Origin of the sequence: Streptomyces sp. NPDC090994 (assembly GCF_044768905.1) — a bacterium.
GTDB lineage: Bacteria > Actinomycetota > Actinomycetes > Streptomycetales > Streptomycetaceae > Streptomyces.
Genome location: NZ_JBIVWS010000012.1, coordinates 14,969 through 38,856, shown reverse-complemented (window position 1 = coordinate 38,856; position 23,888 = coordinate 14,969). Strand labels below are relative to the sequence as shown.

General features: G+C 72.7%; 23 protein-coding genes and 1 pseudogene. 10 read left to right on the top strand and 14 right to left on the bottom strand.

Features of this window, described 5'->3' with window-relative positions; genetic code table 11:
- Positions 1–15 precede the first annotated feature (15 nt).
- The 7 genes from ACIQR3_RS23730 to ACIQR3_RS23700 all read left to right on the top strand — a co-directional run bounded on the left by ACIQR3_RS23730 (position 16) and on the right by ACIQR3_RS23700 (position 5,798).
- Positions 16–852 carry a glutamate ABC transporter substrate-binding protein gene (locus ACIQR3_RS23730; protein WP_403542441.1) on the top strand — a complete coding sequence of 279 codons (837 nt, stop codon included), beginning with the start codon at positions 16–18 and terminating at the stop codon, positions 850–852.
- Positions 853–939: 87 nt separating this feature from the next.
- Positions 940–1,608, top strand: a complete 669-nt coding sequence (locus ACIQR3_RS23725) for an amino acid ABC transporter permease (RefSeq protein ID WP_403542088.1) — start codon at positions 940–942, stop codon at positions 1,606–1,608.
- Positions 1,605–2,486 (top strand): amino acid ABC transporter permease, encoded by an 882-nt coding sequence (locus ACIQR3_RS23720; RefSeq protein WP_403542085.1) that lies wholly within the window; start codon positions 1,605–1,607, stop codon positions 2,484–2,486. Before ACIQR3_RS23725 ends, ACIQR3_RS23720 begins: the two co-directional genes overlap by 4 nt.
- A 339-nt stretch (positions 2,487–2,825) precedes the next feature.
- Positions 2,826–4,454, top strand: a complete 1,629-nt coding sequence (locus tag ACIQR3_RS23715) for an FAD-dependent monooxygenase (protein WP_403542082.1) — start codon at positions 2,826–2,828, stop codon at positions 4,452–4,454.
- 80 nt (positions 4,455–4,534) lie between these two features.
- Positions 4,535–4,621 (top strand): putative leader peptide, encoded by an 87-nt coding sequence (locus ACIQR3_RS23710; protein WP_311605579.1) that lies wholly within the window; start codon positions 4,535–4,537, stop codon positions 4,619–4,621.
- A 74-nt stretch (positions 4,622–4,695) separates the two neighbouring features.
- Positions 4,696–5,265 (top strand): cysteine dioxygenase, encoded by a 570-nt coding sequence (locus ACIQR3_RS23705; RefSeq protein WP_403542080.1) that lies wholly within the window; start codon positions 4,696–4,698, stop codon positions 5,263–5,265.
- Between the two features lie 89 nt (positions 5,266–5,354).
- Entirely contained in the window at positions 5,355–5,798 is a 444-nt protein-coding gene (locus tag ACIQR3_RS23700) for a rhodanese-like domain-containing protein (RefSeq protein WP_403542438.1), read from the top strand.
- A gap of 192 nt (positions 5,799–5,990) precedes the next feature.
- On the opposite strand, the gene recX is transcribed toward ACIQR3_RS23700, so the two are convergent.
- The 5 genes and pseudogenes from recX to ACIQR3_RS23675 all read right to left on the bottom strand — a co-directional run bounded on the left by recX (position 5,991) and on the right by ACIQR3_RS23675 (position 10,275).
- Positions 5,991–6,908 carry a recombination regulator RecX gene (gene recX, locus ACIQR3_RS23695; protein ID WP_403542077.1) on the bottom strand — a complete coding sequence of 306 codons (918 nt, stop codon included), beginning with the start codon at positions 6,906–6,908 and terminating at the stop codon, positions 5,991–5,993.
- Positions 6,909–6,911: 3 nt separating this feature from the next.
- A complete protein-coding gene (gene recA / locus ACIQR3_RS23690; protein ID WP_403542074.1) occupies positions 6,912–8,033 on the bottom strand; it encodes a recombinase RecA in 1,122 nt (373 codons plus the stop codon).
- Positions 8,034–8,455: 422 nt separating this feature from the next.
- Positions 8,456–8,672 (bottom strand): annotated as a pseudogene (locus ACIQR3_RS23685) (LysE family transporter); the annotation flags it as partial.
- Positions 8,673–8,769: 97 nt separating this feature from the next.
- Positions 8,770–10,020, bottom strand: coding sequence for an AI-2E family transporter (locus tag ACIQR3_RS23680; protein ID WP_403542071.1), 1,251 nt, complete (start codon positions 10,018–10,020; stop codon positions 8,770–8,772).
- Between the two features lie 60 nt (positions 10,021–10,080).
- Positions 10,081–10,275: a DUF3046 domain-containing protein gene (locus ACIQR3_RS23675; RefSeq protein ID WP_403542068.1), complete on the bottom strand. Its 195-nt coding sequence runs from the start codon at positions 10,273–10,275 to the stop codon at positions 10,081–10,083.
- Positions 10,276–10,354: 79 nt separating this feature from the next.
- On the opposite strand from ACIQR3_RS23675, the gene ACIQR3_RS23670 reads away from it, so the two are divergent.
- Positions 10,355–11,209 (top strand): hypothetical protein, encoded by an 855-nt coding sequence (locus tag ACIQR3_RS23670; protein ID WP_403542065.1) that lies wholly within the window; start codon positions 10,355–10,357, stop codon positions 11,207–11,209.
- A gap of 11 nt (positions 11,210–11,220) precedes the next feature.
- Here ACIQR3_RS23670 and ACIQR3_RS23665 read toward each other — a convergent pair whose 3' ends face one another.
- Genes ACIQR3_RS23665 through ACIQR3_RS23655 form a run of 3 tightly spaced genes read right to left on the bottom strand, consistent with a single transcriptional unit; the run spans position 11,221 to position 13,102 of the window.
- Complete coding sequence (locus tag ACIQR3_RS23665; RefSeq protein WP_403542062.1) at positions 11,221–11,529, bottom strand: AzlD domain-containing protein; 309 nt, start codon at positions 11,527–11,529, stop codon at positions 11,221–11,223.
- Complete coding sequence (locus ACIQR3_RS23660; RefSeq protein WP_403542060.1) at positions 11,526–12,242, bottom strand: AzlC family ABC transporter permease; 717 nt, start codon at positions 12,240–12,242, stop codon at positions 11,526–11,528. The genes ACIQR3_RS23665 and ACIQR3_RS23660 overlap by 4 nt, the downstream gene beginning before the upstream one ends.
- 20 nt (positions 12,243–12,262) lie before the next feature.
- Positions 12,263–13,102 (bottom strand): AraC family transcriptional regulator, encoded by an 840-nt coding sequence (locus ACIQR3_RS23655; RefSeq protein WP_403542057.1) that lies wholly within the window; start codon positions 13,100–13,102, stop codon positions 12,263–12,265.
- Between the two features lie 150 nt (positions 13,103–13,252).
- Here ACIQR3_RS23655 and ACIQR3_RS23650 point away from each other — a divergent pair, with 150 nt between their 5' ends.
- Together ACIQR3_RS23650 and ACIQR3_RS23645 are read left to right on the top strand one after the other, a co-directional pair.
- Positions 13,253–18,259: an ATP-dependent helicase gene (locus ACIQR3_RS23650; RefSeq protein ID WP_403542055.1), complete on the top strand. Its 5,007-nt coding sequence runs from the start codon at positions 13,253–13,255 to the stop codon at positions 18,257–18,259.
- A gap of 71 nt (positions 18,260–18,330) precedes the next feature.
- On the top strand, positions 18,331–19,173 hold the full coding sequence (locus ACIQR3_RS23645) for an Fpg/Nei family DNA glycosylase (RefSeq protein ID WP_403542052.1): 843 nt from the start codon (positions 18,331–18,333) through the stop codon (positions 19,171–19,173).
- A 12-nt stretch (positions 19,174–19,185) separates the two neighbouring features.
- Here the strand turns inward: ACIQR3_RS23645 and ACIQR3_RS23640 are convergent, their stop codons facing one another.
- The 6 genes from ACIQR3_RS23640 to rimO form a co-directional block, all read right to left on the bottom strand.
- Positions 19,186–19,560 (bottom strand): hypothetical protein, encoded by a 375-nt coding sequence (locus ACIQR3_RS23640; protein WP_403542050.1) that lies wholly within the window; start codon positions 19,558–19,560, stop codon positions 19,186–19,188.
- 45 nt (positions 19,561–19,605) lie between these two features.
- Positions 19,606–20,076, bottom strand: a complete 471-nt coding sequence (locus ACIQR3_RS23635) for a Dps family protein (RefSeq protein WP_403542048.1) — start codon at positions 20,074–20,076, stop codon at positions 19,606–19,608.
- Between the two features lie 275 nt (positions 20,077–20,351).
- Positions 20,352–20,732: a helix-turn-helix domain-containing protein gene (locus ACIQR3_RS23630; RefSeq protein ID WP_399950121.1), complete on the bottom strand. Its 381-nt coding sequence runs from the start codon at positions 20,730–20,732 to the stop codon at positions 20,352–20,354.
- Between the two features lie 109 nt (positions 20,733–20,841).
- Positions 20,842–21,387: a CinA family protein gene (locus tag ACIQR3_RS23625; RefSeq protein WP_403542045.1), complete on the bottom strand. Its 546-nt coding sequence runs from the start codon at positions 21,385–21,387 to the stop codon at positions 20,842–20,844.
- Complete coding sequence (gene pgsA / locus ACIQR3_RS23620; protein ID WP_403542042.1) at positions 21,384–22,289, bottom strand: CDP-diacylglycerol--glycerol-3-phosphate 3-phosphatidyltransferase; 906 nt, start codon at positions 22,287–22,289, stop codon at positions 21,384–21,386. Before pgsA ends, ACIQR3_RS23625 begins: the two co-directional genes overlap by 4 nt.
- A complete protein-coding gene (gene rimO, locus ACIQR3_RS23615; RefSeq protein WP_403542039.1) occupies positions 22,286–23,863 on the bottom strand; it encodes a 30S ribosomal protein S12 methylthiotransferase RimO in 1,578 nt (525 codons plus the stop codon). Before rimO ends, pgsA begins: the two co-directional genes overlap by 4 nt.
- Between the last annotated feature and the right edge of the window lie 25 nt (positions 23,864–23,888).

Sequence of the window (23,888 nt, the reverse complement as noted above, 5' to 3'; positions counted from 1 at the left end):
CAAAGGATGTTCACCATGAAGCTCCTCAAGGTCACCGCCGCCTCGGCCACCGTGCTCGCCCTCGCTCTGTCCGCCACCGCCTGCGGTTCCGACGACGGCGACGACAGCGGCTCCTCCGGGGGCGGCAAGAAGATCACCATCGGCATCAAGTTCGACCAGCCGGGCCTCGGCCAGAAGACGCCGGACGGCTACGAGGGCTTCGACGTGGACGTCGCGACGTACGTCGCCAAGAAGCTCGGCTACAGCGAGGACCAGATCGAGTGGAAGGAGTCGAAGAGCGCCGACCGCGAGACCATGCTGCAGCGCGGTGACGTCGACTTCATCGCCGCGACCTACTCGATCACCGACGAGCGCGCCGCGAAGGTCGACTTCGCCGGTCCGTACCTGCTCGCGCACCAGGACGTGCTGGTCCGTGCCGACGACGACTCCATCAAGTCGCAGGAGGACCTGAACAGCAAGAAGCTCTGCTCGGTCACCGGCTCGACCTCCGCGCAGAACATCAAGGACAAGCTGGCCCCCAAGGCCCAGCTGCAGCCGTACCCCACCTACTCCGCCTGTCTGACCGGTCTGCAGAACGGCGCCATCGACGCGCTGACCACGGACGACTCGATCCTCGCCGGTTACGCCGCCCAGTCGCAGTTCAAGGGCAAGTTCAAGCTCGGCGGCTTCAAGATGACCAACGAGAACTACGGCATCGGCGTCAAGAAGGGCAGCGACCTCAAGGACAAGATCAACACCGCTCTTGAGGACATGGTCTCCGACGGTGCCTGGGACAAGGCCGTGAAGGACAACTTCGGTCCCGCGAACTACAAGAACGAGCCCGCTCCGAAGATCGGCGACATCAAGAGCTGAGGCCGCGCCTGACACAGGGTGCGCCGTCCCGGGTGGGGGCCGGCGCGCCCTGTCCGGGCACCCCTACACGCGGAAGCGCGGGAGATCGTGTTCGACTTCTTGGAAGACTACGACCTGCTGGGAGCCTTCTGGACGACGGTGCAGCTCACCCTGCTGTCGGCCGTCGGCTCCCTGATCTGGGGCACTCTGCTGGCCGCCATGCGCGTCAGCCCGGTCCCGCTGATGCGCGGTTTCGGGACCGCGTACGTCAACATCGTGCGGAACATTCCGCTCACCGTCATCATCCTGTTCTCGTCCCTCGGCCTGAGCCAGACCCTGGGCGTCTACCTCGGTGCCGAAGGCAACTTCGAGTCGCTCAACTTCCGGCTCGCCGTCCTCGGCCTGATCCTCTACACGTCGGCGTTCGTCTGTGAGGCGCTGCGCTCCGGCATCAACACGGTGCCGGTCGGCCAGGCCGAGGCGGCGCGGGCCATCGGCCTCAGCTTCAGTCAGGTGCTGAGCCTGGTGGTGCTCCCCCAGGCGTTCCGTTCCTCGGTGACGCCGCTGGCGAACGTGCTGATCGCACTCACCAAGAACACCACGGTGGCCGCCGCGATCGGCGTCGCCGAGGCGGCGCTGCTGATGAAGGAGATGATCGAGAACGAGGCCCAGCTGCTGCTGATCTCCGCGGTCATCGCCCTCGGTTTCGTGATTCTGACGCTGCCGACCGGCCTGATCCTGGGCTGGGTGGGCAAGAAGGTGGCGGTGAAGCGATGAGCTCCGTTCTCTACGACGCCCAGGGCCCCCGGGCCAAGCGGCGCAACGTCGTCCTCACCGCGGTCTTCGTGGTCGCCCTCGCCGCCCTGCTCTGGTGGGTCATCACCACTCTCCAGGACAAGGGCCAGCTGGAGTGGGCGAAGTGGGAGATGTTCTTCACCGGCACCGAGGCCTGGTCGACGTACATCTGGCCGGGCCTGGAGAACACTCTCAAGGCCGCCGCCCTCGCGGTGGTGATAGCGCTGCCGCTCGGCGCCGTGTTCGGCATCGCCCGGCTGTCGGACCACGCCTGGGTGCGGATCCCCGCCGGGATCGTGGTGGAGTTCTTCCGCTCCATCCCCGTCCTGGTCCTGATGATCTTCGGTCTGGCGCTGTTCGCCGAGTACACCGACGTCAGCTCGGACGACCGTCCGCTGTACGCGGTCGTCACGGGTCTGGTGCTGTACAACGCCTCGGTCCTCGCCGAGATCGTCCGGGCGGGCATCCTCACCCTGCCCAAGGGGCAGTCCGAGGCGGCCATGGCGATCGGTCTGCGCAAGGGCCAGCTGATGCGGCTGATCCTGCTGCCGCAGGCGGTCACCGCGATGCTGCCGGCCATCGTCAGCCAGCTCGTCGTGATCGTGAAGGACACCGCCCTCGGCGGCGCCGTCCTCACCTTCCCCGAGCTGCTGTCCTCGGCCAACACGATGAGCGGCTACTACGGCGCCAACACCATCGCAAGCTTCACGGTGGTGGCCGTGATCTACATCGCGATCAACTTCGCCCTGACCAGCTTCGCGAGCTGGCTGGAGCGCCGGCTGCGGCAGGGCAAGAAGTCGACCGGCGCGGTCCTCAAGGCGACCGACGACCAGGCGAACGCCGGGGCCACGACGGTCTGACGGCCGGTCACCTCGCCGGACCACCAGTACGGCGGCGCGACCGTCAGTACGACCGGCACGGCCGACAGTGCGACCGCCAGTACGGCCGATACGACCGTCAGTGCGGTCTGCACGGTCGTCAGTACGGCCGGTACGACCGTCAGTACGGCCGTCAGTGCGAGTATCGGTACGACCATCGGCATGGCCGATACGGAGGCAGTGGCATGATCGCCACTGCCTCCGTCGCTTGACGGGGACACCGGCAATGGGTTGCATACGTTCTGTGATCGTGCACCCTGCTCCAATGTCCTGTTCACCTGTGTCCCCGCGGACACCGCAGCGGGCAGGGGGCGCCGCGCCGTGGACCCGGTGATCGTCGTCGGAGCGGGGCCCGTCGGGCTCACGCTCGCCCTGGCCCTGGCCCGGCAAGAGGTGCCCTGCGTCGTCCTCGACGAGGGACCGGGCAAGGACGAACCCCGCCCCGCGCGCACCGTCGTCCTGCCCGAGGACACCGTCGCCCTCCTGGAACGGCTCACGGGCGCGCCGCTCGGCCGGGCCGGATTCCGTTGGGCCGGATGGCGGTCGATGCGGCGCAGGCAGGTGACGCGCGAGATCACCTTCGACGACACCGATCCGGCCCCGCTGCACATCGCCCAGCACCTGCTGACCGGCGCGCTGCGCACGGCCCTGGCCCGCGAGTCCCACGTGAAGATCGCCGTGGACAGCCGCGTGGACGCCGTGGAGCAGGAGCCCTCCGGGGTCACCGCCCACACCCGCGGCCCCAAGGGCACCTGGTGGCGCGGCAGTTACCTGGTCGGCTGCGACGGCCCCCGCTCCACGGTGCGCAAACTCCAGGACATCCGCTTCCCCGGCCGCACCGCGGTGGAACGGCACGCCGTCGCCGCCCTGCGCACCGAGCTGCCGTGGGGTGAAGAAGCGTTGCTCCACCGGTCGCCGCCGTGGCGTACGTCGGGCCCGTCGGCCGGCGAGATCACCGGCCGCCCCCTGCCCGACGGGGTGTGGCGCCTGGACTGGCTGCTGCCGCCGGGCAAGGACCTGGTCACGCCGGAACTGCTGGTCACCCGCGTCCGGGAGACCCTCGCCGGCTGGCACGGCGGGACCGCGCCGGCGTACGAACTCCTCGACACCGGCGTCCACATCGTCCACCATCGTCTGGCCCGCCGCTGGCGGGCCGGCCGCGTGCTGCTCGCCGGGGACGCGGCACACCTGCTCGGCGCGCTCGGCACCCAGGGGCTCGACGAAGGGCTTCGGGACGCCGACAACCTGGCCTGGAAACTGGCGCTGGCCTGGCACCACGGGCCGCACGAGGCGCTCCTCGACAGCTACCAGGCGGAGCGGCGCACGGCGGTCGCCGCCCGGCTGCGCGCCGCCGACCAGGCCCTGCCCCTGCTGCGCGGCGGCGGCGGACTGCGCGGGTACGTCCCCGGCTCGTCCCGGGGGCACGACGCGTTGCTCACGGACGGTCACTTGGGGCGCGGAACGCTCGGTGCGCCGGGGGCGTACACCGATTCGCCGCTCACGCCTCCGCTCCTCGACGGAGAGATCGCGGTCGGTACGGCACCGGGCGAGCAGGTCAGCGACGTACGGGTGACCGCGGAGGACGGCACCTTCGTCCGGCTGCGGGACCGGCTGGGGCGCGGGGCGCTGCTGGTGGTGCTGGTCGCGCCGGGTACCGGTGTGTGGGAGCGCCGGCACTGGGTGACCGCCGGCATCATGCCCCGGCTGGCGGCGGCGGTGACCGCGCTGCCGGGCCGCGCCGAGCTGCTGGTCGCCGAGAGCTACCCGGGCGCCGGCGCCCACACCGTGCTGCTGGTGCGGCCCGACGGTCACCTGGTCACGGCGTTGAACGGGGTCCGCCCGGCCGACCTGTACACGGCGGCCGAGGCGGCGCTGGGCGGGGCGGCACGGCCTGCGGCCTCGGCATCGGCCTCGGCGTCCGCGGCCCAGGCGTCGGCGGCCTCCGGCTGAGACACCACTCACCGTCACCGCACCGTCCGCGTGGTGACGGTGAGTTGACCGGTCCGCGCGGTCGTGGTGTACTCCGGACCATGACCGACACCGACGTGCGCCTGTGGCGGAGGGTCCACATGGACCTCGTCCGCTACGCGGGCTGTGTGTGTCGTCCGTCCTGCTGAATTCGCCTTCCTTCTCCCGCGCGCGCCGTTTCGCACGCCGCCGCGCGCTCCCGCGAACTCCCCGGACGGTAACCGTGTCTGTCTCGTTCCCTTCCCTCCCGTCTTCCCCCTCTTCTTCCTCCTCCGCCGGCCCTTCGCCCGCCCGTGTCGCGGCGCCCACCCAGGCGGATCTCCTCGCCTTCGCACGGCGCGCCGCCGCCGACACCGCGCTCATCGCCTCGCTCCCGCTGGACCCCGAGGGCCGTACCTGGGTACGGCTGGAGGGGCCGGCCGGCAGCGAGGCGTGGCTGATCGGCTGGCCGCCCGGCACCGGCACCGGCTGGCACGACCATGCCGACTCGGTGGGCGCGTTCGTGACCGCGGCCGGCGAGCTCAAGGAGAACGCGCTCGCCGCCCGGCTGCCCACCCACGCCTGGCGCACCCTGGAACTGGCCGACGGCGTGGACCGGGAACGCCGACTGTCGGCGGGGCAGGGGCGTGCCTTCGGCCGGCACCATGTGCACGAGGTGCTCAACGACTCCCCGGACCGGCACGCCGTCTCGGTCCACGCCTACTACCCGCCGCTGCCGCTGATGCGCCGCTACAGCCGCACCGGCCCCGTCCTCCGTCTGGAGCACGTCGAACGCCCGGAGGACTGGCAGTGAGCGGCCTGGACGGACGCGAGGGGATCGAGGGGCGGCCGGTGGAGGATGACGGACCGGCCGGGAACGGCGGGCCGGTGGAGGACGAGGGCTTGGTGGGGACCGACGGACCGGCCGGGGCCAACGGACCGGTCGGGATCGACACTCTGCTGGAGCAGGTGCGTCAGGGCTACGAGCGTATCGGGCCACGCGAGGCGCACCGGGCCGCCGAGGCGGGCGAGGCGCTCCTGGTCGACATCCGGTACGCCGCACTGCGCGAGCGGGACGGCCTGATCCCCGGCGCCCTGGTCATCGAACGCAACGAACTGGAGTGGCGGCTGGACCCCCGGGGCAGCCACCGCGTCCCCGAGGCCACTGGTCACGACCTGCGGATCGTCGTCCTCTGCGACGAGGGGTACGCCTCCAGCCTGGCCGCGGAGTCCCTGCACCGCCTGGGGCTGCGCCGGGCCACCGATCTGACCGGTGGCTTTCAGGCCTGGCGGGCGGCGGGGCTGCCCGTGCTGCACCCACCGGTTCCGGCGCCGGACTCACCCTAGAACGGTGCCGTGCCCGCCGGGCCCCTGGTGATCAGCGGTGTCCGGGTCACGGCCGCAGCATCCCGGCCCTCGACTCCGGCGTCGCGCAGGCGGGGTCGGCCGGCGACCACCCGGACGTCGCCGGCCGGCCTTCGGCGTCGAGGTCGGCCCACCAGGTCATCGTGCGTCGAAAGTGCCTGCGGCCCACCCCGGTCAGAACGACGTCGTGTCCGCGTCCCCGTCCCAGTCCCCGAGGACCTCTGCGTCCTCGCCCTCCTCCTCCAGCGCCTGGCGGACCACCCTCAGGGCCATGCCCTCGGAGTAGCCCTTGCGGGCCAGCATGCCCGCGAGCCGGCGCAGCCGCTTGTCCCGGTCGAGCCCGCGGGTGGAGCGCAGCTTCCGCGCGACCAGTTCCCGCGCGGTCTCCTCCTCCTGCTCGGAGTCGAGCTGGGAGACCGCCTCGTCGATGAGGGCGGAGTCGACGCCCTTGGTCCGCAGCTCACGGGCGAGCGCGCGCCGGGCCAGCCCCCGGCCGTGGTGCCGGGACTCCACCCAGGCGTCCGCGAAGGCACTGTCGTTGATCAGGCCGACCTCCTCGAACCGGGACAGCACCTCCTCCGCAGCGTCCTCCGGGATCTCCTTCTTGCGCAGGGCGTCGGCGAGTTGCTTGCGCGTGCGCGGGGTCCCGGTGAGCAGGCGCAGGCAGATCGCCCGTGCCTGCTCGACCGGGTCCCGCGGAGGCTCCCCCTTCTCGGCCCTCGACGAGGAAGGGGCGCCTCCGTCCTCTGCGGGCCCGTCACCACGGTCGCGCGCACGGCGCCCCCGGGAACCGCCCGTACCCCGGGCCCGTGCGCGGCCACCGCCCCGACGCGCCCCACCGCCGGCTCCGCCTGAACCGCCGCCGTGGCTCCCGCCGCCCTCCACTCCTTCCCCGTACGGCCCGCCCTGTGCGTGACCACCGTCGAGCCCGGGGCCCCCGCCGGACTTGGACTCCCCGTACGGCTCCTCGGCGCCGTACGGGGGCGGTTCGTCGTACGGGGACGGGTCACCGTACGGAAACGAGCGGCCGCGCCGACGCGCCGGGGTGGCCGGGTAGGCGTCGTACTCGGCCCAGTCGGTTCGTCGCGTCACGGGTCAGCTCTTGGCAGCCGCGGCCTTGGACTTGGTGGCCTTGGCGGCGGGCGCCGTCACCGGCGTGGCCGCGGCCGGAACGGCGGGGGCCACGGCGTCCTTGTCCGGCTCGGCGGCCGGGGCCTCGGGACGCACCCCCACGCCCAGCTTCTCCTTGATCTTCTTCTCGATCTCGTTGGCGAGGTCGGGGTTGTCCTTCAGGAAGTTACGGGCGTTCTCCTTGCCCTGCCCGAGCTGGTCGCCCTCGTACGTGTACCAGGCGCCGGCCTTGCGCACGAAGCCGTTCTCCACGCCCATGTCGATCAGGCCGCCCTCGCGGCTGATGCCCTGGCCGTACAGGATGTCGAACTCGGCCTGCTTGAAGGGGGGCGCGACCTTGTTCTTGACGACCTTGCAGCGGGTGCGGTTGCCGACCGCCTCCGTGCCGTCCTTCAGCGTCTCGATGCGCCGGATGTCGATGCGCACCGAGGCGTAGAACTTCAGCGCGCGGCCACCCGTCGTGGTCTCCGGGGAGCCGAACATCACGCCGATCTTCTCGCGGAGCTGGTTGATGAAGATCGCCGTGGTCTTGGACTGGTTGAGCGCACTGGTGATCTTCCGCAGCGCCTGGCTCATCAGGCGGGCCTGCAGACCGACGTGGCTGTCGCCCATCTCGCCCTCGATCTCCGCACGCGGGACGAGCGCGGCGACGGAGTCGATGACGATGAGGTCGAGGGCACCGGAGCGGACCAGCATGTCCACGATCTCCAGGGCCTGCTCCCCGTTGTCCGGCTGGGAGAGGATCAGGTTGTCGATGTCGACGCCGAGCTTCTTGGCGTACTCGGGGTCGAGGGCGTGCTCCGCGTCCACGAAGGCGACCTGGCCGCCGGCCTTCTGCGCGTTCGCCACCGCGTGCAGGGTCAGGGTCGTCTTGCCGGAGGACTCGGGGCCGTAGATCTCCACGACGCGGCCGCGCGGGAGTCCGCCGACGCCGAGGGCCACGTCGAGCGCGGTCGACCCGGTCGGGATGACCTCGATGGGCTCCTGGGTGCGGTCGCCCATGCGCATGACCGCACCCTTGCCGAATTGCCGTTCAATCTGTGCGAGAGCGGCGTCCAGCGCCTTCTCGCGGTCGGTTCCTGCCATGGGTTCCACCCGATTTGCTTGAGTCGATCGCTTCACGTCAAAGACGCTAACGCCTGCCACTGACAATGCGCCCCGACGCAGGTCCGACCTGTGGATAACTCGGGTGCATATCCGTCCATAGCCAGACGAACCACCCACCGCGGGTGCCCGCCGACGCTCTCATGAGAATGCATGTTCGATTTTTGTGTCAAGCGCACCCCGCACCCCTGCCAGGGGCTGCCGCCCCAGCGGGACGCACACCGCGGGTACCCGGGTTCAGGACCGGGAGGCGGCGACCTTGATCCCGAATCCGATCAGGACGGCGATCTTCGGATCAGGACGTTGCCGGCGAGTCCCGTACGCCACGGGTTGCCGTCCGGTGCCGGTGCCGGGACCCCGGCCGCCCCGGGCTCACCGGTACACCGCACCAGCAGCTTGCCGACGGTGTAGGCCGTGCCGGACGCCGCCAGGACCGCGGTCAGCCCCGCCGCGGGTGAGCGCGCCCCATATGAGCAGCCCCGCCGTGATGCCTCCGACCGTGCGCAGGCCGTCCGACCGGCCGGCCGCGAGGGATCGTTTCGTCACCACCGCCATGTCAGGGCCGGGAACCATGGTCAGGACGGCGAGCACACCCATGGCGGCAAAGAGCTGGACGAACATGGACCGAGTCTCACACCCGGAATCGCCCGGCCTTTCGAGAGGGCGACGGCCAGGCACACGACGGCTGCGCCGCAGCCCTCCGGGCCCCTCCGACCGCTCAGGAAGACCCCTTCCCGGACCGCCCCGCCGCCGACCACCTGGCCCACAGCCGTCGCGCGCGCGTGACCGCTCCCGGCCCCGGTCCCCGGCTCCGGCGCCCGTGGACACGGGGGTCGTCCGTGACGTCGTACCGCTTGATGTACGCCCCCACGAACGCCTGGAGCGTGGCGACCGCCGGAATGGCGATCAGGGCGCCGACGGCGCCGAGGAGCGCGGTGCCCGCGACGACCGAGCCGAAGGCGACCGCGGGATGGATGTCGACGGTCTTCGAGGTCAGCTTGGGCTGCAGCACGTAGTTCTCGAACTGCTGGTAGATCACCACGAAGCCCAGCACCCACAGCGCGTACCAGGGATTGACCGTGAAGGCGATCAGCATCGGCAGGGCACCCGCGAGGTAGGTGCCGATGGTCGGGATGAACTGCGACACCAGCCCCACCCACACCGCGAGCGCGGGCGCGTAGGGCACCTCCAGGACCTCCAGCAGGACGTAGTGCGCCAGGCCGGAGATCAGCGCCATCAGACCGCGCGAGTACAGATAACCGCCGGTCTTGTCCACGGCGATCTCCCACGCGCGCAGCACCTCGGCCTGCCGGGCGGGAGGCAGGACGGAGCAGAGCGCGCGGCGCAGCCGTGGGCCGTCGGCGGCGAAGTAGAACGCGAACAGGGTGATCGTCAGCAGTTGGAAGAGGCCGCCGAGGACCTGGGCGGACACGTCCAGGACCCCGGTGGCGCTGTTCTGCACGTAGTTGCGCAGCCAGTCGGAGCGGAGCAGGCCCTCCTGGATGTCGACCCGTCTCAGCTCGGTGTGGAAGTGGCCGTTGATCCAGTTGATGACGGAGTCGAGGTACTCGGGGAAGTCCTCGACCATCTTGACGATCTGCCCGGCGAGCATGGAACCGAGCAGGGTGACGAACCCGGCCGCGGCGATCAGTACCGCGATGAAGACGAGGAAGGTGGCCAGTCCCCGGCGCAGGCCGCGCGCGGCCATCCAGCTCACCGCGGGCTCGATGGCCAACGCCAGGAAGAACGCGATGAGGATGTTGATCAGCAGTCCGGTGAGCTGGTGGAAGGCCCAACTGCTCAGCTGGAAGACGGCGTACAGCGTCAGGGCCAGCACCATGGCCCTGGGCAGCCAGCTCGGCATGCGGGCGGCCGGTCCGGCGGGGCCGGCCGGGGGCCCGGCGGGCGGCGTCGGGCCGGACGGGGATGAGTGCGGGGATTCCCGCCCGGTCTCGTCAGTGGATGCCACGGCCCCAGTTTCGCCCATGCCACCGACAGCCGGGGGCCGTCCGGCGATCTTCGTGACGATTCAGCGCTTCTCCTGTGGCACGTCCATGACCTCGCAGACCACCTGCCACACGTCCTTGGCGTCCCAGCCGGCGTTCAGCGCCTCGTTCACCGTGCGCCCGCCCAGCTCCGCCATCACGTGGTCGCGCGCGAAGGTGTCGGCGTAGCCCGAACCGAAGTGTTCCGCCATCCGCTGCCAGAAGACCGTCAACCGCATGCCCCCAGTATCCCGCCCCCGGGTGCGGACCCTTCCCACGGCACCTGCCGGGACCGCTGTGCGCCCTACGGTCTGTCGCATGGCCGAAACCGCAGTCCCACTCCCCCCTACTCCCACGGCACACTCCCCGCTGGCCCGCGCCGAGCAGTTCGTGTGGCTCACCGCGCGCGTGCTGGAACGACACCTGTTCGCGCACCACTTCCGGGCCGCCGGCACGGCCCCGGTGGAGACGGCGCTCGACGCCTACCGCAACCCGGACGGCGGGTACGGCCACGCGCTGGAACCCGCGCTGCGCGGTCCGGACAGCCAAGTGCCCCACACCGTGTACGCGTTGCGCGTCCTGGACGCCGTCGGACGCCGCACCGGACCGCACACCGAGCACACGTGCCGCTACCTGACGTCCGTCTCCACCCCGGACGGCGCCCTCCCCGGCGCGCTGACCGCCACCGGACCGGTGGTCGGCCTGCTGCACCGCAGCGGGGTGTGGCACGCCTGGCTCTTCCGGGCCACGGAGTTCTGCTGGCTCAGGGCCGAGTCACTGCGCGGCCGGGACCCCTACGAGATCCAGGCGGCGGTGGCCTTCCTGGACTCCGTACCCGACCGCCCGCGCGCGGAGGCGACCGCCGACCGCCTGGGCCGCCTGCTGCGCGCGCACCACCTGGCGGCACTGGACCCGGACTCCCGCCGCCCGTCCGGCGAGGGCCGCCTCCTCCCGCACGACTACGCCCGCACTCCACGCTCCCTCGCGCGCGCGTGGTTCACCGACGACGAGATGGCGCGTTCCCTGGACTTCCTCGCGTCCGCGCAGGAGGACGACGGCGGCTGGCCGGTCCACCGGCCCGGCCTGACACCGGCCGCCGCCCTGGAGGCCCGCCCCGGGGCGACCATCAGCGCCCTGCGCACCCTCCAGGCCCACGGCCGCCCCGTCACCTGACCCGGACCCGCTCACCCGCCCAGGGCCCGCACCCCGGCGGTCACCGCCACCGCCACACCGACGACCAGCAGGAACGGCGCGCGCAGGATCAGCGCGACGGCCGCCGCCGCGACCCCGGCGGCCCGCGCGTCCAGCACGAGCACCCGTCCGTCGGCGAAGGTCTGCTGCGCCGTGAGGGCGGCGAGCAGGGCGACGGGGAGCAGAGCGGCCAGCCGGCGCACCACGGGCCGTTCCAGGGCCTCCGCGGGCACCAGCAGCCCGACGAGCTTGACCGCGTAGCACCCCAGCGTGGTCAGGCCGATCGCGATCCAGACGCTCATCGCGCGTCCTCCCGCCCGCGACGCCCCCGCGCCCACAGCACGGCCGGCGCCGCCAGCGCCGCGACCAGCACCGGCGTCCCGGCCGGCAGCACCGGCAGCAGACCGAGCCCCAGCACCACCGCGAGCCCGGCGACCGCCCGCTCGACCGACGTCTTCAGCATCGGCGCGAGCAGCGCCAGGAACACCGCGGGCCCGGCCGCGTCGAGGCCCCAGGCATCGGTGTCCCCGATGGCCTCCGCGCCAAGGGCGCCCAGCAACGTGGTGAGGTTCCACAGCACGTAGAGGCTGAGGCCCGTGACCGTGAACCCGATCCGCACCGCCCGCCGCGTCGGCTGGGCCAGCGCCACCGCGGCCGTCTCGTCGATGACCCACTGCGCGGCGAACGGCCGCACCGCCCGCGGCAGGGCCAGCAACTGCGACAGCCGCAGCCCGTAGAAGGCGTTGCGCACCCCCAGGAAGAAGGCCCCGGCCGCGGCCGTGAAGGGGTTCCCGCCGGCCGCGAGCGCCCCCACGAGCGCGAACTGGGACGCCCCGGTGAACACCAGAAGACTGAGCGCGCAGGTCTGCGCCAGGCTGAGCCCGCCACCCGCCGACGTCACCCCGAAGGCGAACCCGGACAGACCCACCGCGACACCGACACCCAGCGCGTCCCGCACGACGGCCGCGTCGGGCTTCCTCACGTTCTCTTGAACCACCGACTGTTCTGCTGCCACGCCCCGGACGGTAGGACCGGTCACCGCCGAGCGTCTTGTACGTTCTTGCGCTCACGCTGATAGGCCCCTGGCGGAACGCCCACGATCCGCGTGAAGTGCCGGTTCAGATGCGGCTGGTCCGTGAACCCCACCGAGGCCGCGACCTCGGCCGGGGCCGTCCCGGCGTCCAGCAGCCGCCGCGCACGACGTACCCGGGCATCCGTCAGCCAGGTGTGCGGCGGCATGCCGTAGGCGTCCCGGAAGGCCCGCAGCAACGCGAACGGCCCGGTCCCCAGCCCCGCGGCCAGCGCCTCCAGACCGGGCGGATCGGCCATCCGCTCCTCCAGCACGCCACGCGCGCGTGCCGCGACCCGCGCCCCCGCCGACCGTACTTCCCGCCCGGGCAGCGTCCCGCCGTTCAGCCGCAGCAACCGGGTCACGGCCACCCGCAGCAGCGTGTCGGCGGCCAGCGCCTCCCCCTCGTCGGCGGCCCGCAGCACCCGCCGCACCAGCTCCACGGTGTACGGATCACTCACCACCGGCCGGACGAACCCGGGCGTCCCCCGCACCGTGGTGGTCTCCCCGGCGATCGCCGCCACCACCTCCGGCGACGGGTACACGGCCCCGTACCGCCACCCCTCCGGCACCCCGGCCCGGCCGGTGTGCGGGGTGTCCGGATTGACCAGCGCGAGATCGCCGGCCCCCGCGTACACGTCGCCCCCGCCGTGGTGGAAGACCTCCACCCCGCCGTAGATGGCCGCGATCACGAAGTGCTCGTGCGTGTGCCGCACGAACGTCTGCCGTATGTACCGGGCCCGCAGCAGATCGACACCGGGCAACGCGGCGAACCGCCAGTGCCGCGCCCGCTCGCCGTCTTCCATGCGCCCATTCTCCCCGCCCGGGGAACGCGCCGGCCCGCGGCCACGCCCCCACCCCCCGGGCGCTCCCCCGCCCCCGCCGAACCCGCACAGGCACCGCAGGCAGCACTCGCATCCGGCCCGATTGTCAGTGCCCGGGTGCACGATGGACGCATGGTCAGCTCCGCACACCGAGCCCTGGACGGCTTCTCCCCCGCGACCCGCGGTTGGTTCACGGGGGCATTCTCCGCGCCCACAGCCGCCCAGGCAGGCGCGTGGAAGGCCATCGCGGAGGACTCGGACGTGCTGGTCGTCGCCCCCACCGGCTCCGGCAAGACCCTGGCCGCCTTCCTCGCCGCTCTGGACCAGCTGGCCTCGACACCTCCGCCCGCCGACCCCAAGAAACGCTGCCGCGTCCTCTACGTCTCCCCCCTCAAGGCCCTCGCCGTCGACGTGGAACGCAACCTCCGCAGCCCGCTGACCGGCATCCGCCAGGAATCCGTCCGCCTGGGCCTGCCCGAACCCGAGGTCAAGGTCGGCATCCGCTCCGGCGACACCCCGGCCGCCGAACGCCGCGCGCTGTCCACCCGCCCCCCGGACATCCTGATCACCACCCCCGAGTCCCTCTTCCTGATGCTCACGTCGGCCACCCGCGACGCCCTGACCGGCATCGAGACGGTGATCCTCGACGAGGTCCACGCCGTCGCCGGCACCAAACGCGGCGCCCACCTCGCGCTCTCCCTGGAACGCCTCGACGAGCTGCTCCCCCGCCCCGCCCGCCGCATCGGCCTCTCCGCCACGGTCCGCCCGGTCGACGAGGTCGCCCGCTTCCTCTCCCCGCGCCGCAAGGCCGAAGTCGTCCAGCCCCCGTCCGGCAAGGAGTTCGACCTCTCCGTCGTCGTCCCGGTCGACGACCTGGGCGAGCTGGGCGGCTCCCCGGTCTCCGACGGCAAAGACGGCAACGACGGCGCGGAACGCCCCTCGATCTGGCCGCACGTCGAGGAGCGGATCACGGACCTCGTCCAGTCCCACCGCTCCACCATCGTCTTCGCCAACTCCCGCCGCCTGGCGGAACGGCTGTGCAACAGACTCAACGAGATCGCCTACGAACGCGCCACCGGCGTCCCCCTGGACGAGCACCACTCCCCCGCCGAGCTGATGGGCGGCTCGGGCGCCGCCCAGGGCGCCCCGCCCGTGATCGCCCGCGCCCACCACGGCTCGGTCTCCAAGGAGCAGCGCGCCCAGGTCGAGGAGGACCTCAAGGCCGGACGGCTGCCCGCCGTGGTCGCCACCTCCAGTCTGGAGCTCGGCATCGACATGGGCGCGGTCGACCTGGTGATCCAGGTCGAGTCACCCCCGTCCGTCGCCTCCGGCCTCCAGCGCGTCGGCCGGGCCGGCCACCAGGTCGGCGCGGTCTCCACGGGCGTGGTCTTCCCGAAGTACCGCGGCGACCTCGTCCAGGCCGCCGTGGTCACCGAGCGGATGCGCACCGGCTCCATCGAGTCCCTCAAGATCCCCGCGAACCCGCTGGACGTCCTCGCCCAGCAGCTCGTGGCGATGACGGCCCTGGACACCTGGCAGGTCGACGACCTGCTCGCCACGGTCCGCCGGGCCGCCCCCTTCGCCTCGCTGCCGGAGTCGGCGTTCACCGCGGTCCTGGACATGCTCGCGGGCCGCTACCCGTCCGACGCCTTCGCCGAGCTGCGCCCGCGCGTGGTCTGGGACCGGGTCGCCGGCACCGTCACGGGCCGCCCCGGCGCCCAGCGCCTCGCCGTCACCTCGGGCGGCACGATCCCCGACCGCGGACTCTTCGGCGTGTTCCTCGCCGGAGCCGACCCGAAGAAGGGCGGCGGCCGGGTCGGCGAGCTGGACGAGGAGATGGTGTACGAGTCCCGGGTGGGGGACGTCTTCACGCTCGGCACCAGTTCCTGGCGCATCGAGGACATCACGCGCGACCGGGTGCTGGTCTCCCCGGCCCCCGGTGTACCGGGCAGACTGCCCTTCTGGAAGGGCGACCAGCTGGGCCGCCCGCTGGAGCTGGGCCGGGCCCTGGGCGCCTTCCTCCGCGAGGTCGGCTCGCTCACCGAGGAGGACGCCCGGCTGCGCCTGCTCGCCGCCGGCCTGGACGACCGCGCCGCGGCCAACGTCCTCACCTACCTCGGCGAGCAGCGCGAGGCCTGCGGCCACGTCCCCGACGACCGCACCATCGTGGTCGAACGCTTCCGCGACGAGCTGGGCGACTGGCGGGTCGTGGTCCACTCCCCCTTCGGTGCCCAGGTCCACGCCCCCTGGGCGCTGGCCCTCGGCGCCCGCCTGTCCGAGCGGTACGGCATGGACGCGCAGGTCATGCACGCCGACGACGGCATCGTGCTGCGCCTGCCGGACGCCGATCTGATGGGCCTGGACCTGCTCGACCAGGAACCGCGCAAGGCGGGCACCGAGTACGACGCCGACCAGGCCCCCGTCGGTGCCGCGGACATCCTCTTCGACAAGGGCGAGGTCGACCAGATCGTCACCGACCAGGTCGGCGGCTCGGCCCTGTTCGCGTCCCGGTTCCGCGAGTGCGCGGCCCGCGCGCTCCTGCTGCCACGCCGCAACCCCGGCAAGCGCACCCCCCTGTGGCAGCAGCGCCAGCGGGCGTCCCAGCTCCTGGAGGTGGCGAGCGAGTTCGGCTCGTTCCCGATCGTGCTGGAGGCGGTCCGCGAGTGCCTCCAGGACGTGTTCGACGTCCCCGGACTCGTCGAACTGATGGGTGACGTGGAAGCCCGCAAGGTCCGTCTGGTCGAGGTCACGACACCGGAGCCCTCCCCCTTCGCCCGCTCCCTCCTGTTCGGCTACGTGGCCCAGTTCCTCTACGAGGGTGACTCCCCGCTCGCCGAGCGCCGCGCCGCCGCGCTCTCCCTGGACTCCCGGCTGCTGGCCGAGCTGCTCGGCCAGGCGGAACTGCGCGAGCTGCTCGACGCCGAGGTGCTAACCGAGCTGGAACAAGAGCTGCAATGGCTGACGGAAGACCGCCGCATCAAGGACGTGGAGGGTGTCGCGGACCTCCTCCGAGTCCTCGGCCCGCTCACGGACACCGAACTGGCCGCGCGCGGCGCCGAACCGCAGTGGGCCCAGGAGCTGGCCGCCGCCCGCCGCGCCCTCAAGGTCCGGATCGCGGGTGCCGACCACTGGGCGGCGATCGAGGACGCGGGCCGGCTGCGCGACGCGCTCGGCACGGCACTCCCCGTCGGTGTCCCCGAGGCGTTCACCGAGCCGGTGAAGGACCCGCTCGGCGACCTCCTGGCACGCTACGCCCGCACCCACGGACCGTTCACATCAGCCACGGCCGCCACCCGCTTCGGTCTCGGTGTGGCCGTCACCGACGGCGCGCTGCAACGGCTGACGGCGGCGGGCCGGGTCGTCCAAGGCGAGTTCCATCCGGCCGGCATCGGCCAGGAGTGGTGCGACGCGGCCGTACTGCGCCGCCTGCGCCGCCGCTCCCTGGCCGCGCTGCGGCACGAACTGGAGCCGGTGCCGCCGCCCGCGCTGGCCCAGTTCCTCCCCCAGTGGCAGCACATCGGCAAGGGCCACACCCTGCGCGGCATCGACGGCCTGGTGCGCGCGGTCGAACAACTGCAAGGCGCCTCGGTCCCGGCCTCCGCGCTGGAGAAGCTGGTCCTTCCGTCCCGGGTGGCCGACTACAGCCCCGCGATGCTCGACGAGCTGACCGCCGCCGGCGAGGTGGTGTGGGCCGGGGCGGGCTCGCTCCCCGGCAAGGACGGCTGGCTCTCCCTCTACCTCGCGGACGCGGCCCCGCTCCTCCTGCCCCCACCGCACCCCCTGGAGACGACGGCCCTCCACCAGTCCGTCCTGGACGCCCTCTCCGGCGGCTACGGCCTCTTCTTCCGGCAGATCGCCGACCGGGTCCGGGCGACGACCCACCCGGAGGCGACCGACCCGCAGCTCGCCGACGCCCTGTGGGACCTGGCCTGGTCCGGCCTGCTGACCAACGACACGCTCGCTCCCCTGCGCTCCTACCTCGGCTCGGGCCGCACGGCGGGCTCCACGGCGCACCGCGCCAAACGCGCAGTCCCCCGCGGGCGCTACGGCTCCCTCACGGCCGCCGCCCGCCCCGCCTCCCGTACGGGCCCCCCGACCGTCGCGGGCCGCTGGTCGCTGCTGCCCGCCCAGGAGGCCGACCCCACCGTGCGGGCCCACGCGCTGGCCCGCACCCTGCTCGACCGGCACGGTGTGGTGACCCGGGGTGCCGTCGCGGCGGAGGGCGTCGAGGGCGGTTTCTCGGCGACGTACCGCGTGCTGTCGGTCTTCGAGGAGAGCGGCCAGGCCAGGCGCGGCTACGTGGTGGAGGGGCTGGGCGCGGCCCAGTTCGCGATGGACGGCGCCGTGGACCGGCTCCGCGCGGTCGCGAGCGCCCGCGAGCGCGGCGGCGGACGCCCCGACGGCTCCCCGCCCCAGGACAGCGCCGGGCCCCGCACGACCCCGGAAGCCGCCGGAGAGCCCGACTGGTCCAACGGCGCGTCCCCGCGCCCCGGCGACCTCTTCCCCGCCCTCGACACCGACTTCGCCGCCCCGGCCCCGGCAGTCGGCCACGGGGGCTACGAGGCCTACGAGGCCTACGAGGCCTATGGCGACCCCGCTTCCCCAGGCGCCGACGGCCCCCGCGGTACCGGCCGCCCCTACGGCGACGGATTCCCCCGCGGCTCCCGCGGTCCCGCGCGCCCCGGCCACCCTGGGCATCCCGGCGTCCCCGGTCACCCCGGTCACCGTGACCGGCCCGCCGCCCCGGCCTCCCGCGCCGTCGTCCTGGCCGCCGCCGACCCGGCCAACGCGTACGGCGCGGCGCTCGCGTGGCCCGAGCCCCCGACCGGCGCGGGGCACAAGCCGGGCCGCAAGGCGGGCTCCCTGGTGGTGCTCGTCGACGGGGATCTGGCCCTCTACATGGAGCGCGGGGGCAAGACCCTCCTGGCCTGGCCCGCCGATCACGACACCCCCGTCACCGACGACGCCCGGCTGCGGGCGGCCACCGAGGCGCTCGCGACCGCCGCGCGCGGTGGCTCCGTCGGCACGGTCACCGTGGAGCGGATCAACGGCACCGCCGCGCTGACCTCCCCGTTCGGCGCCCTCCTGGAAGAAGCGGGGTTCATCGCCACCCCCCGGGGCCTGCGGATCCGCGCATGAGGCCAACCCATCCGCCTCCGCGCACCCCGGTACACACACCCCGCCCGTGCTCCCCGTGCCACCCTTGACCCATGCCCGAAGGAGACACGGTCTGGCAGGCCACCGAACGGCTGCACGACGCCCTCGCGGGCAAGGTGCTCACCGTCACCGACTTCCGCGTCCCCCAGTACGCCACCGTCGACCTCACCGGCCGTACGGTCCTGGACGTCACCCCGCGCGGCAAGCACCTGCTCACCCGCATCGAGGGCGGTCTGACCCTGCACTCGCACCTGCGGATGGACGGCGCCTGGAAGGTGTTCGCCCCCGGCCGGCGCTGGAGCGGCGGTCCCGCCCACCAGATCCGCGTGGTGCTCGGCACCGCCGACCGCACCGCCGTCGGCTACCGCCTCCCGGTCCTGGAACTCCTCCGTACCGCCGACGAGGACCGGGCCGTCGGTCACCTGGGCCCCGACCTGCTGGGCCCCGACTGGGATGCCGACCGGGCGCTGGCCAACCTGCTCGCGGACCCCGCCCGTCCGCTCGGCGACGCCCTGCTCGACCAGCGCAACCTGGCCGGCATCGGCAACGTGTACAAGAGCGAGCTGTGCTTCCTGCTCGGCGTCACCCCGTGGCTGCCCGTCGGCGACCTGCCCGCCGACCGCGCCGCCGCCCTGCCCGCCCTCGCCGTACGGCTCCTGGCGGCGAACCGCGACCGCCCGGTCCGCAACACCACGGGCCGCCGCAGCCCGCACCTGTTCGTGTACGGCCGCGCACCCCGCCCGTGCCTGCGCTGCGGCACCTCGATCCGGGTGGCCGACCAGGACGACGGCTCTCGCGACCGCCCGACCTACTGGTGCCCCACCTGCCAGCAGGGCCCGGCCCCGTCCCCCACGTCCCCGGCCACCCGCCGCCTCGGCTCCCGCACCCGCAGGTGACAGCCGCTCCGGTCAAAGCGAACGCCCCGCCGCGCCCCCGCCACCGACATTGCCACCACCACCGCCCCCACCACCACGCCCGTCCACGCCACCGTCCCCACCACCACGCCCAGCGCCGCGCCCGTCCCCACCCCCACCACCCTGCGGCCGCTCCGGCCACTCCCGCCACTCCCGCCAAGCCCCGCGCCACCGCCCCGCAGGCACCGCCCCCTCCGCCCTCCGCCGCGCCACACAGTGCACCGGCAGCACGCTCAGCCCCCACCCCGAGGCGGCGACCGCTCCTTCCAGCACACCGGCGTCGGACGTCAGCGTCAGCCGCAGCACCGCCCACCACCACACCGCTCCCAGCCCCAGCGCAGCCCCCCGGCGCACTATCCGTCCCGGCATGCTCCGTCACCTCCAGGCCCCGTGTACGCCCCGGAAGGACCCGCCTCACCCGTTCTCGGCCTGGAACATCCAGTGCTGCTTCTCCAGGTCGGCGGTGACCTGGATGAAGAGATCCTGCGACACGGGATCGGGATCACCGGTGGCCGCGATCCGCTCCCTCATCCGTCCGATGACGGCGCCCAGCGCCACCACGATCGCGCCCACCGCCGCCGAGTCGTCGACCCAGCCCTCCGGCGTCACCCCGATCCCGCTGCCGACGGCCACGGTCGCGGCACGCCCGTCGGGCGGGACGCCCAGCGCGGCCGCACGCTCCGCCACCGTGTCGGAGTGCGTACGGGCGGTGCTGACGACCTCGTCGAGCTGAAGGTGCACGGACCGGAAGCGCGGCCCCACCACGTTCCAGTGGATCTGCTTCGCCACCAGGGCCAGATCCACCAGGTCGACCAGGGCACCCTGCAGCGCCTCCGACACGGTCTTCAGGTCCGCGTCCGACAACGGGCTCTTCACGACGTACATCCGCACCTCCGTGGGCCGCCCCCGTCCACTGCCCCCGCCATGTCCCTCCACGATGACGGCAGCACCCCCTACCGGCAAACGCACCCCTCACCGGCAAACGCACTCCTCGCCGGCCAACGCACCCGCACGCCGACCACCCACCACGCTCACACCACCCACCACGCTCACCACCCCCCGGACATGCGAAAACCCCGACCGCGCCTCTCCGGATCTCCGGAGAAGCCCCGGCCGGGGCCTTGCACAACTCTTCACATGTCGACGCTGTCGACGCCGACTCAGGCGGCGACGACGTCCACCGCTTCGGCGGGCGCCTTGATCGTGACCCGTTCCGGTGGCACACCGGTCACCGACACGGAGCCCAGCATGGGACGCACCGGCGTGGGAACGGTTTCGCTGGGAGTGGCCGCGGCGGACTGGGCCAGCTCGGCGAGGGCCAGTTCGTCGCTCACTTCTCGCATGAGCTCGGACATCCGTACGTCCAGCGCGTCGCAGATGGCGGAGAGCAGCTCGGAGGAAGCCTCCTTCTGCCCCCGCTCCACCTCGGAGAGATAGCCGAGTGAGACTCGGGCGGACGAGGAGACTTCGCGCAGAGTACGGCCCTGGCGCTGGCGCTGCCGACGCAGCACGTCACCCAGCAGGCGACGGAGCAGAATCATCGGTGGCTCCCTCCTCGGACCGCGTAGCCGCATCCTTCTCGCCCCACCGTACCGCCTCGCGCTGCGGCCGTGCGGGGAGCGATGTCGTGTTCACTCAGGGCTGCAAACATCAAAACCCCCCGTTCTGTTCCGTATCCTGTGCCCGCTCATTCCCGGTCTGTTCGCCCGCCAGCTCCCTCAAGAAGAGGGCGAGTACGCTCCGTACACTCTCCCTACGGATTTCCGCACGGTCACCGTTCAACCGCAGCGCCTCCACTTTTCCGCCAGGGGCGGAACCGGTGGCCGCTCCGACCGGGCCGTGGACGGCCACGAAGACGGTTCCGACTGCCTGGCCGTCCTGCGGGTCCGGACCGGCGACGCCCGTTGTCGCGACACCCCAGTCCGCGCCCAGAGCCTTCCGTACGCCTGCCGCCATCTCGAGCGCGACCTGCGGGTCCACCGCGCCACGCGCCGCCAGCAGAGCAGCGTCGACCCCGAGCAGCTCGTGCTTCAGCTCGGTGGCGTAGGCGGTGACCGAGCCCCGGAACACCTTCGAGGCACCGGGCACCGAGGTGAGCTGCGCCGCGACCAGGCCACCGGTCAGTGACTCGGCGACCGCGACGGTCTCACCGCTCACCTTCAGTAGTCGCACCACGTCGGCGGCCTCGGAACTCAAACTTCCGTCTCCTTCAACGCCGTCTCGCGCTCGGCGATTCCCTGTCTGCGCAGCACAATGGCCTGTTTCACATAGTCAAGACCGGTCGCCACGGTGAGGACGACCGCCACGGCCATCACCCAGAACCTCAGGGTCGCCAGCGGCCCCGTCAACGCCAGCACATACATCCCGACGGCCACGCCCTGGGTGAGCGTCTTGAGCTTGCCGCCCCTGCTGGCGGGGATCACCCCGTACCGGATGACCAGGAAACGCAGCAGGGTGATCCCGAGTTCCCGGCCCAGGATGACGGCCGTGACCCACCACGGCAGATCCCCCAGGGCGGAAAGACAGATCAACGCCGCTCCCATGATCGCCTTGTCGGCGATGGGGTCGGCGATCTTCCCGAAGTCGGTGACCAGGTTGTACGTACGCGCCAGATGGCCGTCGAAGAGGTCGGTGATCATGGCGATGGCGAAAGCGGCCCAGGCGAACGAGCGCCAGGCCGGGTCGTATCCGCCGTTGCCGAGCATCAGCGCGACGAAGACCGGCACCAGGACCAGACGCAGCATCGTCAGCAGATTGGCCACGTTCCAGACACTCGCCTGGTCGACGGCCGCGGCCACGATCTTCCGCTGGGCACCGCCCCGCTGCGCACCGCCCCGTTGCGCACCGCTCCGCTGTGAGCCGCTCAGCTGCGCACCGCCCCGGCGGGCATCACCGCGACCGCTCCCGCCGGCTCCTGCCCCCTGCCCGGTGCGCTCCAGCACACCCGGTCGCTGCACCCCGCCCAAAGCGCCGCCCAAAGCGCCGCCCAAAGCCCCGCCCGAAGCCCCAGCCGCAGCCCCGCCCGGTGCCGCCGTACGCGGGCCGGCCCGCCGCGCGCCGGAGGGGCCTCCCGCCGCGGACGCCGGTACTCCGGTCATCTGCCCGCCTCCTCAGTACACGCGACAGGGCCCTCACCGAACGAACCGTCGCCGAACGAGCCCTCCAGCGGCTCCGCCACGAGGTCGACACCTTCCGTGCCGACCACCTTCGCGTCGACCATACGACCGACGGCCAGCCCTTCGCCCCTCGTGAGCAGCACCTGGCCGTCCGTCTCGGGCGCCTGGTGCGCGGCCCGCCCGTACACGCCCTCGCCACCGTCGGAGGAGTCCACGGACTCCACGAGTACCCGCACGGTCGAGCCCACCCGCTCCTCGGCGCGCTGCGAGACGAGTTCCTCCGCCAGCCGGGAGACCCGCGCCAGCCGCTCGGCGACCACGTCCTCGTCCAGCTTGCCGTCGTAACCGGCCGCCTCGGTGCCCTCCTCGTCGGAGTAACCGAAGACGCCGATGGCGTCCAGCCGCGCGTGGTTCAGGAACCGCTCCAGCTCGGCCAGGTCGGCCTCGGACTCACCGGGGAATCCCACGATGAAGTTGGAGCGCACGCCCGCCTCGGGCGCCTTGCTCCGGATGGTGTCGAGCAGTTCCAGGAAGCGGTCGGTGTCCCCGAAGCGGCGCATCGCCCGCAGCACGCCGGGCGCGGAGTGCTGGAAGGAGAGGTCGAAGTACGGGGCGACCTTGGGGGTGCCGGTGAGTACGTCGATCAGGCCCGGGCGCATCTCGGCCGGCTGGAGGTAGCTGACGCGGACCCGCTCGATGCCGTCGACCTCGGCCAGGTTCGGCAGCAGGGACTCCAGCAGGCGGATGTCGCCGAGGTCCTTGCCGTAGGAGGTGTTGTTCTCGGAGACCAGCATGACCTCCTTGACGCCCTGCTCGGCCAGCCACCGCGTCTCGTTCAGCACGTCGCTCGGGCGGCGCGAGATGAAGGAGCCGCGGAAGGAGGGGATGGCGCAGAAGGAGCAGCGCCGGTCGCAGCCGGAGGCGAGCTTCACCGAGGCCACCGGGGCGCCGTCCAGGCGGCGGCGCAGCGGCGCGCGGGGCCCGGATGCCGGAGCGAGCCCCTCCGGAAGATCCGCGGGCGCGGACGCGACCGCCTCCTCCGAACCCGGACCAGTAGCCGAACCCGAGCCCGAAGCCGCACCCGATCCGTGCCCCGGAAGCGCCACCCCGGCCCCGGCGCCCTGCCGCTCCGCCGGACTGATCGGCAGCAGCTTGCGCCGGTCGCGCGGGGTGTGGGCGGCGTGGATGCCGCCGCCGAGGATGGTCCGCAGCCGGTCGGAGATGTCGGCGTAGTCGTCGAAGCCGAGCACCCCGTCCGCCTCGGGGAGCGCTTCGGCGAGTTCCTTGCCGTACCGCTCGGCCATGCAGCCCACCGCCACCACGGCCTGGGTTCTTCCATGGCCCTTGAGGTCGTTGGCCTCCAGGAGGGCGTCGACGGAGTCCTTCTTGGCGGCCTCGACGAAGCCGCACGTGTTCACCACGGCGACATCCGCGTCCTCGGCATCCTCGACGAGCTTCCAGCCGTCCGCCTCCAGACGGCCTGCGAGCTCTTCCGAGTCCACCTCGTTACGGGCGCAGCCAAGGGTGACGAGTGCGACGGTGCGGCTTTCAGGCATGGGCTCAAGACTACTTCGTCCCACC

Coding starts and splice junctions, on each gene's coding strand:
- ACIQR3_RS23730 (WP_403542441.1), top strand. CDS start 16: ATGAAGCTCCTCAAGGTCACCGCCGCCTCGGCCACCGTGCTCGCCCTC.
- ACIQR3_RS23720 (WP_403542085.1), top strand. CDS start 1,605: ATGAGCTCCGTTCTCTACGACGCCCAGGGCCCCCGGGCCAAGCGGCGC.
- ACIQR3_RS23710 (WP_311605579.1), top strand. CDS start 4,535: ATGACCGACACCGACGTGCGCCTGTGGCGGAGGGTCCACATGGACCTC.
- recA (WP_403542074.1), bottom strand. CDS start 8,033: ATGGCAGGAACCGACCGCGAGAAGGCGCTGGACGCCGCTCTCGCACAG.
- ACIQR3_RS23675 (WP_403542068.1), bottom strand. CDS start 10,275: ATGCGGTTGACGGTCTTCTGGCAGCGGATGGCGGAACACTTCGGTTCG.
- ACIQR3_RS23670 (WP_403542065.1), top strand. CDS start 10,355: ATGGCCGAAACCGCAGTCCCACTCCCCCCTACTCCCACGGCACACTCC.
- ACIQR3_RS23665 (WP_403542062.1), bottom strand. CDS start 11,529: ATGAGCGTCTGGATCGCGATCGGCCTGACCACGCTGGGGTGCTACGCG.
- ACIQR3_RS23655 (WP_403542057.1), bottom strand. CDS start 13,102: ATGGAAGACGGCGAGCGGGCGCGGCACTGGCGGTTCGCCGCGTTGCCC.
- ACIQR3_RS23650 (WP_403542055.1), top strand. CDS start 13,253: ATGGTCAGCTCCGCACACCGAGCCCTGGACGGCTTCTCCCCCGCGACC.
- ACIQR3_RS23645 (WP_403542052.1), top strand. CDS start 18,331: ATGCCCGAAGGAGACACGGTCTGGCAGGCCACCGAACGGCTGCACGAC.
- ACIQR3_RS23640 (WP_403542050.1), bottom strand. CDS start 19,560: ATGCCGGGACGGATAGTGCGCCGGGGGGCTGCGCTGGGGCTGGGAGCG.
- ACIQR3_RS23635 (WP_403542048.1), bottom strand. CDS start 20,076: ATGTACGTCGTGAAGAGCCCGTTGTCGGACGCGGACCTGAAGACCGTG.
- ACIQR3_RS23630 (WP_399950121.1), bottom strand. CDS start 20,732: ATGATTCTGCTCCGTCGCCTGCTGGGTGACGTGCTGCGTCGGCAGCGC.
- pgsA (WP_403542042.1), bottom strand. CDS start 22,289: ATGACCGGAGTACCGGCGTCCGCGGCGGGAGGCCCCTCCGGCGCGCGG.
- rimO (WP_403542039.1), bottom strand. CDS start 23,863: ATGCCTGAAAGCCGCACCGTCGCACTCGTCACCCTTGGCTGCGCCCGT.